This is a genomic window from Amorphus sp. MBR-141 (assembly GCF_053628695.1).
This window is the reverse complement of sequence record NZ_JBRJGW010000005.1, coordinates 137,017-152,301: the sequence shown is the minus strand read 5'-3', so window position 1 is coordinate 152,301 and position 15,285 is coordinate 137,017. Positions and strand designations below refer to the sequence as shown.

At 70.7% G+C, this 15,285-nt stretch carries 12 protein-coding genes; 4 read left to right on the top strand and 8 right to left on the bottom strand.

Annotated features, from left to right (window positions below):
* Window positions 1-437: 437 nt before the first annotated feature.
* Window positions 438-674: a DUF2783 domain-containing protein gene (locus ACSSVZ_RS08840; RefSeq protein WP_453969444.1), complete on the bottom strand. Its 237-nt coding sequence runs from the start codon at window positions 672-674 to the stop codon at window positions 438-440.
* A 10-nt stretch (window positions 675-684) separates the two neighbouring features.
* Entirely contained in the window at window positions 685-2,310 is a 1,626-nt protein-coding gene (locus tag ACSSVZ_RS08835; RefSeq protein ID WP_453969443.1) for an FAD-dependent oxidoreductase, read from the bottom strand.
* A gap of 246 nt (window positions 2,311-2,556) precedes the next feature.
* On the opposite strand from ACSSVZ_RS08835, the gene ACSSVZ_RS08830 reads away from it, so the two are divergent.
* Together ACSSVZ_RS08830 and ACSSVZ_RS08825 are read left to right on the top strand one after the other, a co-directional pair.
* Entirely contained in the window at window positions 2,557-3,099 is a 543-nt protein-coding gene (locus ACSSVZ_RS08830; RefSeq protein ID WP_453969442.1) for a MarR family winged helix-turn-helix transcriptional regulator, read from the top strand.
* 273 nt (window positions 3,100-3,372) lie between these two features.
* Window positions 3,373-4,776: a DUF2865 domain-containing protein gene (locus ACSSVZ_RS08825; protein ID WP_453969441.1), complete on the top strand. Its 1,404-nt coding sequence runs from the start codon at window positions 3,373-3,375 to the stop codon at window positions 4,774-4,776.
* Here the strand turns inward: ACSSVZ_RS08825 and ACSSVZ_RS08820 are convergent.
* The 4 genes from ACSSVZ_RS08820 to ACSSVZ_RS08805 form a co-directional block, all read right to left on the bottom strand.
* Window positions 4,688-6,055: a glutamate--tRNA ligase gene (locus ACSSVZ_RS08820; protein WP_453969440.1), complete on the bottom strand. Its 1,368-nt coding sequence runs from the start codon at window positions 6,053-6,055 to the stop codon at window positions 4,688-4,690. The two genes, ACSSVZ_RS08825 and ACSSVZ_RS08820, sit on opposite strands and share 89 nt — an antisense overlap.
* Entirely contained in the window at window positions 6,052-7,728 is a 1,677-nt protein-coding gene (locus ACSSVZ_RS08815) for an NAD+ synthase (protein ID WP_453969439.1), read from the bottom strand. Before ACSSVZ_RS08815 ends, ACSSVZ_RS08820 begins: the two co-directional genes overlap by 4 nt.
* Window positions 7,729-7,884: 156 nt before the next feature.
* Window positions 7,885-8,673 carry a DODA-type extradiol aromatic ring-opening family dioxygenase gene (locus ACSSVZ_RS08810; protein ID WP_453969438.1) on the bottom strand — a complete coding sequence of 263 codons (789 nt, stop codon included), beginning with the start codon at window positions 8,671-8,673 and terminating at the stop codon, window positions 7,885-7,887.
* 148 nt (window positions 8,674-8,821) lie between these two features.
* Window positions 8,822-10,207, bottom strand: coding sequence for a class II 3-deoxy-7-phosphoheptulonate synthase (locus ACSSVZ_RS08805; protein WP_453969437.1), 1,386 nt, complete (start codon window positions 10,205-10,207; stop codon window positions 8,822-8,824).
* A 183-nt stretch (window positions 10,208-10,390) separates the two neighbouring features.
* On the opposite strand from ACSSVZ_RS08805, the gene ACSSVZ_RS08800 reads away from it, so the two are divergent.
* Window positions 10,391-11,110, top strand: a complete 720-nt coding sequence (locus ACSSVZ_RS08800; protein ID WP_453969436.1) for a VIT1/CCC1 transporter family protein — start codon at window positions 10,391-10,393, stop codon at window positions 11,108-11,110.
* A gap of 219 nt (window positions 11,111-11,329) precedes the next feature.
* The gene (gene ssuE, locus ACSSVZ_RS08795; protein WP_453969435.1) at window positions 11,330-11,875 is read left to right on the top strand and encodes an NADPH-dependent FMN reductase; all 546 of its coding nucleotides are present in this window, start codon (window positions 11,330-11,332) and stop codon (window positions 11,873-11,875) included.
* A 22-nt stretch (window positions 11,876-11,897) separates the two neighbouring features.
* Here ssuE and ACSSVZ_RS08790 read toward each other — a convergent pair whose 3' ends face one another.
* Together ACSSVZ_RS08790 and gcvA are read right to left on the bottom strand one after the other, a co-directional pair.
* Window positions 11,898-14,186 (bottom strand): molybdopterin-dependent oxidoreductase, encoded by a 2,289-nt coding sequence (locus tag ACSSVZ_RS08790; RefSeq protein ID WP_453969434.1) that lies wholly within the window; start codon window positions 14,184-14,186, stop codon window positions 11,898-11,900.
* Between the two features lie 82 nt (window positions 14,187-14,268).
* The gene (gcvA, locus tag ACSSVZ_RS08785) at window positions 14,269-15,282 is read right to left on the bottom strand and encodes a transcriptional regulator GcvA (protein ID WP_453969433.1); all 1,014 of its coding nucleotides are present in this window, start codon (window positions 15,280-15,282) and stop codon (window positions 14,269-14,271) included.
* Window positions 15,283-15,285: the final 3 nt, after the last annotated feature.

Here is a 15,285-nt window from a genome sequence, read left to right as displayed (position 1 = left end):
GCACGCAGCCCGGACAGACCTCAGCTCAGAACAACAGCATCCTGCCCGCGCCCGGCTGTGTCCAGCCGGAAGCGAAAGAAACAGCAAATGCGCAACCGGCCGGTGGCGCTAACGCGCGCCACCACACCGGATTACGCAGACTTGGAACGAAACAGAAAACGCGCCCACCAGCCCCGAATACAGGTTTCGCCGAAAAATCAGTCGGGCGAACTCGGGGAATACTCTTGTGGCACGAAAATTGGCGGAATTCGAGCCGGTTTCAACCACATGGAGAAGATTTAATCATGACGGATCGGTAAGGTCGCAGCGCGCGTGCGCAGTCCGCGCACGCGGTGGACGCATCTGCGCATTTGCGCGCATTTTGCCGGTTTCGGCGGCCCAAACTGCGCTCTGGTCGCTGCGCACGCGCCTGCGCACTGCGCACTCCGGCCGACGCGTCAGACGTCGGGCGTCCGGCCGGGGTCCGCCATGGCGGACTTCGCCACCGCGATCGCCTCCTGCAGCACGTCCAGGTCGCCGATGTGGTTGGCCAGCACCAGCAGCAGGCGGACGTTCAGGTCGGCGCTCTCGGCATCCGACAGCCCGCGGTGGGCGTCGACGATGGCCTGGTAGGCCGCGTCCGGATTGGGGAAACGGGATTCGGTCACCAGGGTGCCCGTCGCGGGGTTGCTCATTGCCGTCTCCTCACGCGTTGCCGCTGGCCCGGGCGATCGCCCGGGCGACCTTGTCGCCGTCGAACGTCCGGAAGCGGGCGGCGAGATGCTGGTCCGGCCGCACCACGTAGGTGGCGCCCGGCGTGGCGTCCATGCGGCGGGCGAACAGGCCCTCGCTGTCGAGGATGTCCTCGCCGATCACCCTGAGGTCCGCCCCCGCGACCGCGTTGGGCCGGCCGCCGTCGCGCACGTACAGCACCGTGAAGCCGTCACCGAGCGCGTTCAGGAGGTGGGTGTCCTCGCCCTTCGCGGTCCGCATCGGGCAGTCGGGCAGCGGCGCGCCCAGATGGGCGGAGCCGGCGAACGGCGCCTCGTCGGGCGTCGACAGGCCGGTGTCGTAGACGGTGGCGATGGAGAGCCGGCCGGAGTTCACCATCCGCCGGGCGAACGGCTGCTCGCGGCCGAGGTCGAGCACCGCGTTGCGCAGGCGCTTCTCGAACGGCGAGCGCGGGGCGATGAAGTCGGTCGAGCGGGTGGAGTGGGCGATGTTCTCGTCGGCCGCCGCCGAGCGCTCGTCGTCGTAGCTGTCGATCAGCGCCTCCGGCGCGGCGCCGGCGAGCACCAGCGCCAGCTTCCAGGCGAGGTTCTCGGCATCCTGGACGCCCGAGTTCGCGCCGCGCGCCCCGAACGGCGACACCTGATGGGCGGAATCGCCGGCGAACACCACGCGGCCGTTGACGAAGCGCGGGATGCGGCAGCACTGGAAGGTGTAGACCGACACCCATTCCAGTTCGAAATTGCCGTGGCCCAACATCTGCTCGATGCGGGGGATGACGCGTTCGGGCCGTTTCTCGAGCTCCGGATCGGCGTCCCAGCCGAGCTGGAGATCGATGCGCCAGACGTCGTCGGGCTGCTTGTGGAGGAGCGCCGACTGGCCGGAGTGGAACGGCGGGTCGAACCAGAACCAGCGCTCGCTCGGGAAGTCGGCGGTCATCTTCACGTCGGCGATCAGGAAGCGGTCCTCGAAGACGTGGCCGGTGAAGCCGATGTCCATCATCGAGCGGACCGGCGAGCGGGCGCCGTCGCAGGCGATCAGCCACTCGGCGTCGAGCTGGTACGGGCCGTCGGGCGTGTCGATGGACACCAGGACCCCGTCGTCGCGGGGCGTCACCGCGGTCACCTTGTTGCTCCAGCGCAGGTCGATGGCGTCGAGTTCGAGCACCCGCTCGACCAGGAAATGCTCGGCATAATACTGCTGCAGGTTGATGAAGGCCGGCATCCGGTGGCCGGCCTCGGGCAGAAGGTCGAACTGATAGACCAGGTCGTCCTCGAGGAAGACCTTGCCCATCTGCCAGGTCACGCCCTTGTCGACCATGCGCTGGCCGACCCCCATCCGGTCCCAGACCTCGAGCGTCCGCTTGGCGAAGCAGATCGCTCGCGAACCCTCGCCGATGCGGTCGGCATCGTCGAGGATCACCACGGGAATGCCGCGCTGGGCGAGATCGATGGCGAGCGTCAGTCCGACGGGCCCCGCCCCCACCACGACCACCGGCCGGCGCACCGGCGACGGCGCGTCCTGGTCGGCGCTGCGGCGATAGGCGAACTGGAAGACGCTGGCGCGTTCGTAGGCGCCATCACTCCCGCGGTCCTCGGCCATGTTCGATCTCCCGTGTGTCGCGGCACCGTCTTGCGCGATGCCTGCGGAGCGTTGCCGGCCCCTGTTTTGAACCAACCACATGCGAAAGCAACATGGATCGGACGGTCGCAGGGGTTGTGGTACAGGTGGATTGCGGAGCAGAAAGCGGCCAGGACACTCCCGGACTTGCCACCCCGTCCCGACCCGTCCGCGCGGCGGCGCTTCGGCCCCCGCCGACGGTATCCGACACGAAATTGGTAGGCGACATTGGTTACAGACGCAACTAACCTCGACAAGGCCGCGCGAGATGCGTCAAACGAGCACACCCGGCCGGGAGAGGCGCCCGAAGCGCTCGAACTGGAGGCCTTCCTGCCCTACCAGCTCGCGGTTCTCGCCGACACGATGAGCCAGTCCCTCTCCAGGCTGTACAGCGACCGCTACGGGCTCGGCGTTCCGGAATGGCGGGTGCTCGCCAACCTCGGCCAGCGCGGCACCATGACGGCGACGGAAATCGGCACCCACGCCCAGATGCACAAGACGAAGGTGTCGCGTGCCGTGTCCGGTCTGGCGACCCGGGGCTACGTCCTGCGCGAGCGCAACAGCGCCGACCAGCGCGAGGCGCTGCTTCAGCTGACCGACGAGGGACGGCGCGTCTACGACGAACTCGTCCCTTCGGCCCGGGCTTTCAACAAGGCGCTGGAGTCCATGCTGACGGACGACGAGAAGGCGCTGCTGCGCTCCATGCTCGACCGCCTGACCTCGCGCTCCCGCGATCTCGCCCGGGCGGTCGCCGAAGACCGGCTCGAGTAGGCCGTCCAAAACACGGCCAGCGCCGGAACATCCATCTTTCGAAGGGGTTGCACCTCCAGCTTCATGTTCCGACCGCCTGCTGCGCAGGCAACGGTCATGTTGCAGGAGGGGCACATCGCGTCTCCTCCAGGGGCGCACGCGGGGATTTGATTTGCCCGCGCCGGGTCAACGGGACTAACGAAGGGAGCCCGGCCCGAGGGGCAACCATCCCCCCGTCGCCGAGCCAGTTGTCGAGCCTGCCAGTATCGTGTCGCGAAAGGCGCCTGAATGTGGATGCCGGTCCGTAGAAGCCTCGCGATCGCCGCCTTCGCGGCCAGCGCGCTTGCGTTCGGTGTCGGTGGCGCGGCGGCGCAGAGCTGTTCCGCCATGCAGTCGGAGCTTGCCCGTCTCAGCGCGTCCGGCAATGGCGCCGTCAAATCCCAGATCGCCTCTCTTGAACGCCAGGCGGTGGCGAACGGCTGCCGGGGCAGCAACAGCTGGGGCCGGCCGCGTGCCTGTGCCGGCATCGATGCCCGGCTTTCCGAGCTGAAGCGCCAGGGCGGCGGGGCCAGCAATCCGGCCAGGGTGCGCCAGCTTCAGCGGGCGATCGCTGCCAATTGCGCGAAACCGCAGCCGCAGCGCCAGGCGCGCAAGCCGAGCCAGGCGCAGCCTGCCAGGGCGGAACCGGCACGCGACAATGCCGGCTACCAGCCGGACCGGATGACCACCCACGGCAGCGTCATCATCCACGGCACCCGACCGGACAATTTCCTCGGCTCCGAGGTCAAGCAGACGACCGGTTTCTTTTCCACCCTGTTCGGGCGCGGACGCGTCGAGCGGCTGCGCGAGGACGGCACCCGCGTCGAGCCGGTCGCCACCGATCCCGCGGCTAAGGCCAAGGTCGAGCGCAGCAAGACGGCGGCGGTCAGCGGCGGCGTCGAGGGCGTGCACGGCATCTTTCGCGGCGGCGGCATGAAGACCTGGTGCGTGCGCCTCTGCGACGGCTTCTATTTCCCGGTCAGCTATTCGACGAGCTCGAGCGAATATCAGCGCGACCTGGCGATCTGCCAGGGCCGCTGCCCCGGCGCCGACGTGTCGCTGTATTCCCATCCGAGCTACATGGATCCCGAGGACATGGTCTCCACGGTATCCGGTGAGCGCTACACGAAACTGCCGACGGCGTTCGCCTACCGCACCACGGTCTCGGGCAACTGCGGCTGCGAACTGCAGACGCCGCAGGTGAAGTCCGCCGGCGCCGAGGACACGGAGGCCGATCCCTCGGCAGGCGATGCGGTCGTCGCCGACGGCGAGCCCCAGCAGACGGAAGACGTGCAGGTCGCCGCGTTCGCCACCGAAGGCGACACCGGCTCCGCGACCGCCGCGGACTACGCCAAGGACGCCGCGAGCGAGCTTGCCGGGCTGACGGCGATCGGCAGCCTCAGCGACACGGGATCCGCTTCCGCCGGCGCGCCGGCGGCGACCGTCGCCCGCGCGCCCAGCGACAGCGACGACACCTCCGCGGACGGAACGGCGGTGGTCGACGTCGTCGCGCGGCCGTCCGCCGACGAGCCGGGCGTGTCGGAAGCCCGGCCGATCACCGAGCAGGATCTCAATGTCCGGAAAGTCGGTCCAACGTACTACGCCGACCAAATAGCGGTATCAGCCGGCGCAGCTCAGGCCCGGCAGAACGCCCGGTAAGGGCGATCCGCAGCGGCTGGAAGAGCGCCTTGCCCTTCCGCCCCGTGGCGGCACCGACCGCCTTCGTCCAGGCGGAGAAGGTCGTCTCGTCCCACGGCTCCGGCGGCAGCACGGCCGCCGCCTCGGCCAGGAACGCCCGGTCCTCCGGCGCGATGTCTGCCGCGATGGGCCCCGTCACCACCTGCCACCACTCGGCGGCTTCGCGCAGCAGCGCAATGTTGTCGCGCACCGCGAGCCAGAAGGCTTCGCCGCCGCCGACGCCCAGCTCGGCCAGCCGGCCCGCGACGTCCGCATACGCAAGCTGCTGCAGGATCTGGCCATTAAGGGCGTTCAGGTCGGCCGGATCGAAGGACGCCGCCGACCGGCTGATGCCCGACAGGTCGATGCGGGCGGCCAGGGCATCGAGCGTCGGCACCGCCTCGATCGCCTGGGAGGTGCCGGTGAGCACCGCCAGGGAGGCGACGGAGGCGGGCTCGAACCCCTCCTCCCTGAGCGCGCGCAGCGACAGCGCGCCGGAGCGCTTGGACAGCGCCTCGCCATCGGCGCGCACCAGCAGATTGTGATGGCCGAAGGCCGGCGGCGCGGCGCCCAGCGCGTGAAAGATCGGGATCTGCGCGCCGGTGTTGGTGACGTGGTCGTCGCCGCGCAGCACCTGGCTGATGGCGAGCTCGATGTCGTCGACCACCGAGGGCAGCGTGTAGAGGAAGGTGCCGTCCTCGCGGACCAGCACCGGATCGGACAGCGAGCCGAGATCGACGCTCTGCTCGCCCCGGCAGAGGTCCTGCCAGCTGACATGGGTCGGGCGGATCCTCGACGGATCCCCGTCGAAATTGGGCAGCAGGAACCGCCAGTGGGGCTGGCGTCCGTCATCTTCCAGGCGCTGGCGCGCCGCGTCGTCGAGGCGCAGGCCGGCGCGGTCGTAGATCGGCGGCAGGCGCCGGGCCAGCTGGCGCTTGCGCTTCGTGTCGAGTTCCTCGGCCGTCTCGTAGCAGGGATAGAGAAGCCCGGCCGCCTTCAGGCGCTCGACGGCCTCGCGGTAGAGGTCGAAGCGCTCCGACTGGCGCGCCACCTCGTCGGGCGGGATGCCCAGCCACTCCAGGTCCTCGACGATCGCGGTGGCGAAGCGCTCCTCGGAGCGGGCGAGATCGGTGTCGTCGAGCCGCAGCACGAAGGCACCGCCCTCGCGCCGCGCCACCAGCGCGTTGAGAAGCGCGGTGCGGGCGTTGCCGATGTGCAGGAAGCCGGTGGGCGACGGCGCGAAGCGGAGCCGGACCGTCATGACCGGTCGCGGAACTTGTTGGTGATCGGATAGCGCCGGTCGCGGCCGAAGTTGCGCCGGCTGATCTTCACGCCCGGCGCCGCCTGCCGGCGCTTGTATTCGGCGAGATAGAGCAGCCGCTCGATGCGGCGGACGACCTCGACGTCGAAGCCGCGGGCGACGATCTCGGCGACGCCGAGGTCCTCCTCGACAAGGCCGGCGAGGATGGCGTCGAGATCGGCGTAGGGCGGCAGCGAATCCTGGTCGGTCTGGTTCTCGCGCAGTTCCGCCGTCGGCGCCTTGGTGATGATCCGCTCCGGGATGACGACGCCGTCGGGGCCGAGCGCATCCACCGGCCGGTGGGCGTTGCGCCAGCGCGACAGACGGTACACCTCGGTCTTGTAGAGGTCCTTGATCGGATTGAAGCCGCCGTTCATGTCGCCGTAGAGCGTCGAGTAGCCGACCGACACCTCCGACTTGTTGCCGGTGGTGACGACCATGGCGCCGAACTTGTTGGAGACCGCCATCAGGATGGTGCCGCGCACCCGCGACTGGATGTTCTCCTCCGTCACGTCCGGCTCGCGACCGGCAAACAGCGGCTCGAGCGACGCGCCGATTCCCTCCACCCCGGGCGCGATCGGCACGGTGTCGTAGCGCAGCCCCAGCAGCTCGGCGACCTCGGCCGCGTCGGCGATGCTGTCCTCCGAGGTGTAGCGGTAGGGCAGCATGATCGCGTGGACCCGGTCGTCGCCCAGCGCATCGACGGCCATCGCCGCGCAGATGGCGGAATCGATGCCGCCCGACAGGCCGAGCACAACGCCCGGGAAGCCGTTCTTGTTCACGTAGTCCTTGAGCCCGAACACGCAGGCGCGCCAGTTGGCCTCGTCGATGTCCGGCAGCGCGTGGATGGGCCCGTCGACGCAGCGCCAGCCCTCGCCGTCGCGCTGCCAGTCGATCGAGACCACGGCCTCGCCGAACTGGGCGAGCTGGAAGCCCAGCGTGCGGTCGGCGTTGAGGCCGAACGAGGCGCCGTCGAAGACGAGGTCGTCCTGGCCGCCGAGCTGGTTGACGTAGACCAGCGGCAGGCCGCTCTCCACCACGCGGGCGACCGCGACCTGCATGCGCGTGTCGGCCTTGAACTGGTCGTAGGGCGAGCCGTTGGGGACGATCAGGATCTCCGCGCCGGTCTCGGCGAGGCATTCGACCACGTCCTCGACCCAGATGTCCTCGCAGATCGGCACGCCGACGCGCACGCCGCGCACCGAGATCGGCCCCGGCATCGGCCCGGAGGCGAAGACGCGCATCTCGTCGAAGACGCCGTAGTTGGGCAGCGCCACCTTGTAGCGCATCGCGGTGACGGCGCCGGCGTCGAGGCAGGCGACGGCGTTGTAGACCTTGTCGCCCTCGCGCCACGGCGTGCCGATGAGCACGGCGGGACCATCGGCGGCGGTCTCGGCCGCCAACGTCTCGACGGCGGCGCGGCAGGCGTCGGTGAAGGCGCGCTTGAGGACCAGGTCCTCGGGCGGGTAGCCGGAGATGAACAGCTCGGGAAGCACCAGGATGTCGGCGCCCTGCCCGGTCGCGGTCCGCAGCGTGTCGCGGGCGAGCGCCAGGTTGCCGGCGATGTCGCCGAGGACGGGATTGAGCTGCGCGACGGCGATGCGGAGCGTGGAGGCGGCGTCGGGCATGGACATCGTCATTGCACTCGGGGCACTCAGGTCGCGAGGGAACGCGGCGGCGGTCCGCGATCGGGCCGGATGCCGCCCGCAGATGCTGCGCCGCGAAGCGCTTTCCTGCTCTTAACGCGCGACCCGGCGATCCGCAATCGGGCGCGGCCGGACGGCCCGGCGCTAGGTGAACGCGTAGGTGTCCATCATCAGCGCGCCGTACTCGTGCGAGGAGTGGACGCGCGCGCCCTGCCCCGTCGGGCCGGCAGCCCCCATGGCGGCGTAGAGCGGCATCAGGTGCTCGTCGGTCGGGTGGTTCTCGGCCGCGTACGGCGCCTGGGCGCGGTAGTCGAGGAGCGCCTCGACGTCGCCGGCGGCGATCCGGTCGTTCATCCAGTCGGCGAACGCCACCACCCACTCCGGCGCGTCCGCCTCGACCGGGTTGCGGCCGAGCTGGGTGCGGATGGCGCCGAGGTTGTGGGTGAGCGAGCCGGAGCCGACCACCAGAATGTTGTCGGCGCGCAGCGGCGCCAGCGCGCGGCCGAGCTCGAAATGGTGGCGGGCGTCCTCGTGGGGCTGGACCGACACCACCACGACCGGGATGTCGGCGTCCGGGTACATCAGCGCCAGCGGCACCCAGGTGCCGTGGTCGTAGCCCCAGCGGGTGTCGACGGTGGCCGGCAGGTCGGCGTCGGCGAGGAGCCCTGCGACGCGCTCGGCAAGCGCCGGGTCGCCGGGCGCCGGATAGACGATCTGGCGCAGCTTCGGGTCGAAGCCGCCGAAGTCGTAGATCATCGGCGGCGCGGCGACGCCGAGCACGGCCGGCTGGCGCGTTTCGTAGTGGGCGGAGACGATGACGATCGCGTCGGGTCGCGGCAGCGCGCCGCCGTAGCCGGCGAGGAAATGGCGCGCCGGCGTGTCCGACAGGATCAGCATCGGCGAGCCGTGGGAGATGAACAAGGACGGCAGCATCGGGAACTCCATGGCGAACGGACCGGCGGCCCGGCGTCGGGCGCGGCCTGCGGCGTCTCCGGAGTATAGGGATCGCCGGTCGTCTCCGGCAGGGGCGCCGCCGGAGACGCTGTGTTCACAGAAGCCCGAACGATGGCGCCGGGCGGGCCTACTCGGCGGCGGCGAACGGCACCTGGAAGCCCTGGGCCAGCCGCTCCTTGCGGACGTTCTCGGCCACCAGGAACGCCAGCTCGATCGCCTGCTCGGCGTTGAGGCGCGGATCGCAATGGGTGTGGTAGCGGTCCGACAGGCTCTCCGCCGTCACCGCCCGCGCCCCGCCGGTGCACTCGGTGACGTTCTTGCCGGTCATCTCGATGTGGATGCCGCCGGCATGGGTGCCCTCGGCGCGGTGGATGGCGAAGAACGTCTCCACCTCGCGCAGGATGCGGTCGAACGGCCGGGTCTTGTAGCCGTTCATCGACACCGTGTTGCCGTGCATGGGATCGCACGACCACACCACCTGGCGGCCTTCGCGGGTGACCGCGCGGATCAGCCCCGGCAGGTGGTCCATGACCTTGTCGGCGCCCTGGCGGACGATCAGCGTCAGCCGGCCCGGCTCGTTGGCCGGGTTGAGCACGTCGATCAGCGCCAGCAGCTCGTCGGCGGACATCGACGGGCCGCACTTGAGGCCGATCGGGTTCTTCACGCCGCGGCAGAAGTCCACGTGGGCGTGGTCGAGCTGGCGGGTGCGGTCGCCGATCCAGATCATGTGGCCGGAGGTGGCGTACCACTCGCCGCTGGTGGAATCGACGCGGGTCAGCGCCTGCTCGTAGCCGAGCAGCAGCGCCTCGTGGCTGGTGTAGAGATCCGTCGAGCGCAGCTGCGGCGCGTTGGTCGGATCGATGCCGCAGGCCCGCATGAACGACAGCGACTCGGAGATCCGGTCGGCGATGGTGCGGTACTGGTGGCTCTGCGGGCTGTCGGAGACGAAGCCGAGCATCCACTGGTGGACGTTGTCGAGGTTGGCGAAGCCGCCCTGGGCGAAGGCGCGCAGAAGGTTCAGCGTCGCCGCCGACTGGCGGTAGGCCATCTCCAGGCGCGCCGGATCGGCGGCGCGGCCCTCGGGCGTGAAGGCGATGTCGTTGATGATGTCGCCGCGGTAGCTCGGCAGCTCCACGTCGCCCTGCTTCTCGGTGGCCGACGAGCGCGGCTTGGCGAACTGGCCGGCGATGCGGCCGACCTTGGTCACCGGCGAGGCGGCGGCGTAGGTGAGCACCACCGCCATCTGCAGGAACACGCGGAAGAAGTCGCGGATCTGGTCGGGGTGGTGCTCGGCGAAGGATTCCGCGCAGTCACCGCCCTGGAGCAGGAACCCCTTGCCTGCGGCGACCCCGGCGAGCTCCGTCTTCAGCCGGCGCGCCTCGCCTGCAAAAACGAGCGGCGGATAGGTCGACAGCCGGTCCTCGGCGGCGGCGAGCGCCGCCTCGTCGGGATATTCGGGAACCTGAGCGATCGGCTTCGACCGCCAAGATGCTGGTGTCCACGGCTCGTTCATTGGTATCGTTCCAAACAGGCGCGGCCTCGTCGAGGCGCTGCAGGCACATTTCACCCCCGCCGGCGCGGCGGGACGCAGTTATACACATGCGGGCTGGTCGTTGGCCACCCGTCAATGGCCAGACGAGGCCACGGGCCGGGGGCGCCGCGTCGCGGAAGCCGCCCGCAGGGAGCGGATCGAGGCATGGACACCGACCACAGCCATGCGCCCGAGGCGATCCGGCGCCGGCTCGCCCACGGCCCCAGTGTCTCCTATCTCCGCGACTGGGTCTACGGCGGCATCGACGGCACGGTGACCACCTTCGCGGTGGTGGCCGGCTCGATCGGCGCGGACTTCTCGCCGAGGGTGATGCTGATCCTGGGCGCCGCGAACCTCATGGCCGACGGCTTCTCCATGGCGGCCGCCAACTACTCCGCCAACCGCGCCGACGCGGAGGACTACCGCCGGCTGCGCGGCGTCGAACGGCGCCACGTGCGGGTCTACCCGGAGGGAGAACGCCAGGAAATCCGGCAGATCTTCGCCAACAAGGGCTTCGAGGGCGAGCCGCTGGAAGAGATGGTGACGCTGATCACCGACCGGCCGGAGCTGTGGATCGACACCATGCTGGCGGAGGAGTACGGCCGCGCCAACGTCTCGCTGGATCCGCGCCGGACGGCCGCCGCGACGTTCGCCGCGTTCGTGATCTGCGGGTCGGTGCCGCTGCTCCCGTTCGTCCTCGGCCTTCCGCAGGCGCCGGCGGTCGCGACGGTGCTCGCCGGCGCGGTGTTCTTCGCGATCGGCTCGGCGCGCAGCCGCTGGTCGACGCGCGGCTGGGCCGTCTGCGGGCTGGAGACGTTCGCCATCGGACTGGCCGCCGCCGCCGTCGCCTACGGGGTCGGCGTCGGGCTGGCCGGATTGTTCTAAAGCATCGAATCCGGAGTCATTTCCGATCGGTCAGGTGAGGCCACCTGGTCGGAACCGGCGCAAGCGACGGGCCGAGCGGCCCGGCTGCGGCGGGCGAAAGCATTAGCAGCGGTTACGTGCAGGCGAGCAGTCCCCGTTTGTCGGCGGCCGTCCGCCTCTGCACACTCGCTGACGCCGCCCCTTGCGCGGCGACGGCCCCTTCCACCCGCCGAGGCCCCCATGTCCATCGTCACCCTTTCGGCAAGCCCCTCGCCGGCCTCCCGCAGCGCCCGCCTCGCCGAGCACGTCAACGCGCAGCTCGCGCGCCGGGCGATCGCCGCCCAGCACATCCGCATCGCCGGCCTGCCGGCCGAGGCGCTGCTGAACGCCGACACCCGCCACCCGGCCGTCGCCCGGTCGGTCGAGGCGGTGGCCGAGGCAGCCGGGATCGTCATCGTCACCCCGATCTACAAGGCCTCCTATTCCGGGATCCTGAAGACCTTCCTGGACCTGCTGCCGCAGTTCGCCCTCAGCGACAAGGTGGTGCTGCCGCTGGCGACGGGCGGCAGTCTCGCCCACGTGCTCGCCCTCGACTACGCGCTGCGGCCGGTGCTGCAGTCGCTCGGCGCCCATCACGTCGTGCAGGGCTATTTCGTGCTCGACAGCTGGTTCGGCGGCGACGACGAGCCGATCGCCGACGCCCGCGCCCGATCCGACCTCGCGTGCGCGGTGGACGCCTTCGCCCGATCGCTGGCATTCGACGCGGTCGCCGAAGCGGCGGTGTGAGGGACGGCCCCAGCCCGGCCGCTCAGAGCAGCCGGCACAGCGCCGCCGAGGCCCGCCGCACCTCGACACGGCAGCTGTTCGGCGCGCTCGCCTGGGACAGCGTCGAGGTCGGCAGGTCGGAGGTGAGCGTGTTCGGGTTGCCGCCGCGATCGACGGTCGAGCCGTCCGGCAGCGCGACCGGATCGAACCAGCCGCCGGTCGGCAGCACGACGATCCCCGGCGCGATCTCGGGGTTGATCCTGGCCGCGGCGAGACAGCGGCCGCGCCCGTTGGCGATCTCGACCACATCGCCGTCGGCGATGCCGCGCGTGCGCGCGTCGTCCGGATTGAGGTCGGCGACCTCGCAGCCGTTCCGCTTGGCGGACTGGGCCACCGCCGCGTGCTCAAGCTGGCTGTGGAGGCGCTGGGCGGGTTGCGGCGACAGCAGGTGCAGCGGGTAGACGGCGCCGCCCGCCGCGCCGGCGGGCGTGCCGTCATCCGGCGCGAGCCAGGCCGGATGGCCGGGCGCGTCGCGGTAGCCGAACCCGGCGATGGTCTCCGACGCAATCTCGATGCGCCCGGACGGCGTGTCGAGCGGGGCGCCATCGGGATCGGCGATGAAGTCGGCCAGCGGCACGAACGGCGCCGGCGCGTCGGCGCCGGGGTCGAGCGCCGCGTAGCCGGCGTTCCAGAAGGCGCTGAAGGCCGGAAGCTCGGGGTGGTTCGTCCGGTAGCCGTCGTAGATCCGCTCGATCCAGCGCATCTCGTCGAGCCCGCCGGTGAAGGCGTCCTCGAGCTGAAACGCGCGGGCAATGCGCGCGAAGATGTCGCGATCGGACAGCACCGCCCGCGGCGGCGGCGACACCATCCGGCTGGCGATCAGCCAGTTGTCGCGGGAGGCGGCGACGATGTCGTTGCGCTCGAACGGCAGGCTTGCCGGCAGCACGATGTCGGCGTGGCGCGCGGTCGCCGTCCACATCGGCTCGTTGACGATCACCGTCTCGGGCCGCCGCCACGCCTCGGCGAGCCGGTTCAGATCCTGATGATGGTGGAAGGGATTGCCGCCGGCCCACCAGACGAGGCGGATATCCGGCAGCCGGAGGTCCGTGCCGTTGAACGACAGCGTCTCGCCGGGGCGCTCCAGGAGCTCGGTGATGCGGGCCACCGGAATGAACGCCTTCACCGGATTGACGCCCTGGGGAACCGCGGGCCCCTTCAGGCGGCGGATCGGCTGGCCGATGGAGCTCGTCGCCGTCAGCCCGAAGGAATGGCCGCCACCGGGCCGGCCGATCTGGCCGGCGATCGCGGCCAGGGCGACCAGGGCCCAGTAGGGCTGCTCGCCGAAGCGGGCGCGCTGCAGCGACCACGCGGCATTGAGGGTGACCGTGCCCGCGGCCAGGAGGTCCGCCAGCATGCGGATCGTGTCCGCCGGCACGCCGCTGATCGCGGCCGCCCATTCGGCCGACTTGGGAGTGCCGTCCGGTTCGCCGAGCAGGTAGGCCGCGAAGGTCTCGTAGCCGACCGTGTAGCGGGCGAGGAAGTCGCTGCGGGCGCGGCCGGAGACGACCAGTTCGTGCGCCACCGCCAACAGGACGGCGGTGTCGGTGTTCGGCCGGAGCGGCACGTGCTCGATGCGCTCGCGCCCGGCGATGTCCGGCACGTCGGCGCGCACCGGGCTCACCACGATCACCCGCGCACCCCGGTCGAGCACCCGCTCCAGCCATTCGCCCGAGCGGTGACGGCCGACGCCGCCGGCGCCGACCTGGGCATTGCTGAGCCGGAAGCCGCCGAACGAGACCAGCGCGTCGGCATGGGCGGCGATCAGGTCCCAGCTCGGCGCATCGGCCTCCGCCTTCGCCCGCTTGCCGACGACGTGGGGAAGCAGGACCGTGGCGGCGCCGTAGCTGTAGGTGTGGGCCGAAGAAACGAAGCCGCCGCAGAGGTTCAGGAACCGCTTGAGCTGGCTCTGGGCATGATGCAGGCGGCCGGCGCTCGCCCAGCCGTAGGAGCCGGCGAAGATCGCCTCGTTGGAATGGGCGGAGCGAACCCGCTCGAGCTCGCCCGCGACCAGCAGCGCCGCCTCGTCCCAGCCGAGCGGCACGAAGTCGTCCCGTCCGCGGCCCTGCCCCCTTCCCTCCGGCTCGGACCGGGCGTCCAGCCAGCCGCGCCGCACCATGGGCGTCAGCACCCGCTGGCGATGGCCGGCGAGATCGAGATAGGCGGCACCGACCGGCGACGGGGCCGGATCGCCCGGGAACGGGTGCAGCTCGGGACCTCCGGAGCCGGTGGTGCGGACTTCGTAGGTGCCGAAATGCGAGCCAAACAGATGCATCTGGGGGACCGTCAACTGGAACTACTCGGGGACCGGAAATGCGTGAGTTGAGGAGGCGGGGCCATTCCGGCCGGACCAGGGTTCAGGGACCGCCGGAGACCGAGGCGACGCGGCCGGCGACGATCTCGGCGGTGAGAAACGCCTCGCTCTGCAGCCACTCGCGCAGTCTGGCGATCGGCGGCTTCTCGCCCAGCGTCTCGGAGGAGAGGACGTAGAACCCCTCCTCCACGTGCACGTCAATGTCGAACAGCCGCACCAGCCGACCCGACCGCAGGTCGGCCTCGACGAGGATCGAGCTCGCCAGCCCGATCCCCTGCCCGCACGCGGCGGCTTCCAGCATCAGCCCCGCATCGTTGAAGAACACCGCGTCGGCGCCGGACAGCCCGCCGCCCGCGCCGGCCGCCTCGAACCACGTCGCCCACGGCACCGCGTTCTGCGCCTGCAGCAGCGGCAGCCCCTGCAGATCGGCCGGCGAGGTGACCTGGTCGCGCAGCTCCGGGCTGCAGACCGGAAAGATCGGCTCGTCGACCAGCCGTTCGGCCCGCATGCCGGCGAAGTTGCCGCTGCCCCAGCGGATGCCGATGTCGACATCCTGGCGCTCGAAGTCGAGGGGATCGGAGGACGCCAGCAGCGACACCTTGATGTGCTGGTTCTCCTCCATGAACCGCTTGAGTCGCGAAACCAGCCAGCGCAGGGCGAGCGCGGGAACGGCGTTGATGCACAGGACGGCCGGCACCTTCGGGTCGCGCAGCCGCTCGCAGCTGCCGGACAGCAGCGCCAGCGCCTCCTGCACCGAGCCGGCCAGCACGGTGCCCTCGCGGGTGAGTTCGACCCGCCGCGTCAGCCGCCGGAACAGCCGGGCGTCGAGGAACTCCTCGAGCTGCCGGATCTGCTGGCTGACCGCCGACGGCGTGACGCACAGCTCCTCGGCGGCGAGCCGGAAGCTGTTGTGGCGGGCGGCGGCATCGAAGGCGCGGAAGAGGTTGAGCGGCGGCAGCCGCGGCCCGCGTCGCGGGACGGATCGCTCCTCGCGCGGCGCCTCGGTGGGACGATCCATCGCGATGGCCTTTCGCGGCAGGTGCACGACGTCTTTCATGGT

Bases quoted from the DNA above. Each gene is read 5' to 3' on its own strand.
- ACSSVZ_RS08810 (WP_453969438.1), bottom strand. From the start codon at position 8,673: ATGCTGCCGTCCTTGTTCATCTCCCACGGCTCGCCGATGCTGATCCTG.
- ACSSVZ_RS08820 (WP_453969440.1), bottom strand. From the start codon at position 6,055: ATGACGGTCCGGCTCCGCTTCGCGCCGTCGCCCACCGGCTTCCTGCAC.
- ACSSVZ_RS08835 (WP_453969443.1), bottom strand. From the start codon at position 2,310: ATGGCCGAGGACCGCGGGAGTGATGGCGCCTACGAACGCGCCAGCGTC.
- ssuE (WP_453969435.1), top strand. From the start codon at position 11,330: ATGTCCATCGTCACCCTTTCGGCAAGCCCCTCGCCGGCCTCCCGCAGC.
- gcvA (WP_453969433.1), bottom strand. From the start codon at position 15,282: ATGAAAGACGTCGTGCACCTGCCGCGAAAGGCCATCGCGATGGATCGT.
- ACSSVZ_RS08805 (WP_453969437.1), bottom strand. From the start codon at position 10,207: ATGAACGAGCCGTGGACACCAGCATCTTGGCGGTCGAAGCCGATCGCT.
- ACSSVZ_RS08815 (WP_453969439.1), bottom strand. From the start codon at position 7,728: ATGTCCATGCCCGACGCCGCCTCCACGCTCCGCATCGCCGTCGCGCAG.
- ACSSVZ_RS08840 (WP_453969444.1), bottom strand. From the start codon at position 674: ATGAGCAACCCCGCGACGGGCACCCTGGTGACCGAATCCCGTTTCCCC.
- ACSSVZ_RS08800 (WP_453969436.1), top strand. From the start codon at position 10,391: ATGGACACCGACCACAGCCATGCGCCCGAGGCGATCCGGCGCCGGCTC.
- ACSSVZ_RS08825 (WP_453969441.1), top strand. From the start codon at position 3,373: ATGCCGGTCCGTAGAAGCCTCGCGATCGCCGCCTTCGCGGCCAGCGCG.
- ACSSVZ_RS08790 (WP_453969434.1), bottom strand. From the start codon at position 14,186: ATGCATCTGTTTGGCTCGCATTTCGGCACCTACGAAGTCCGCACCACC.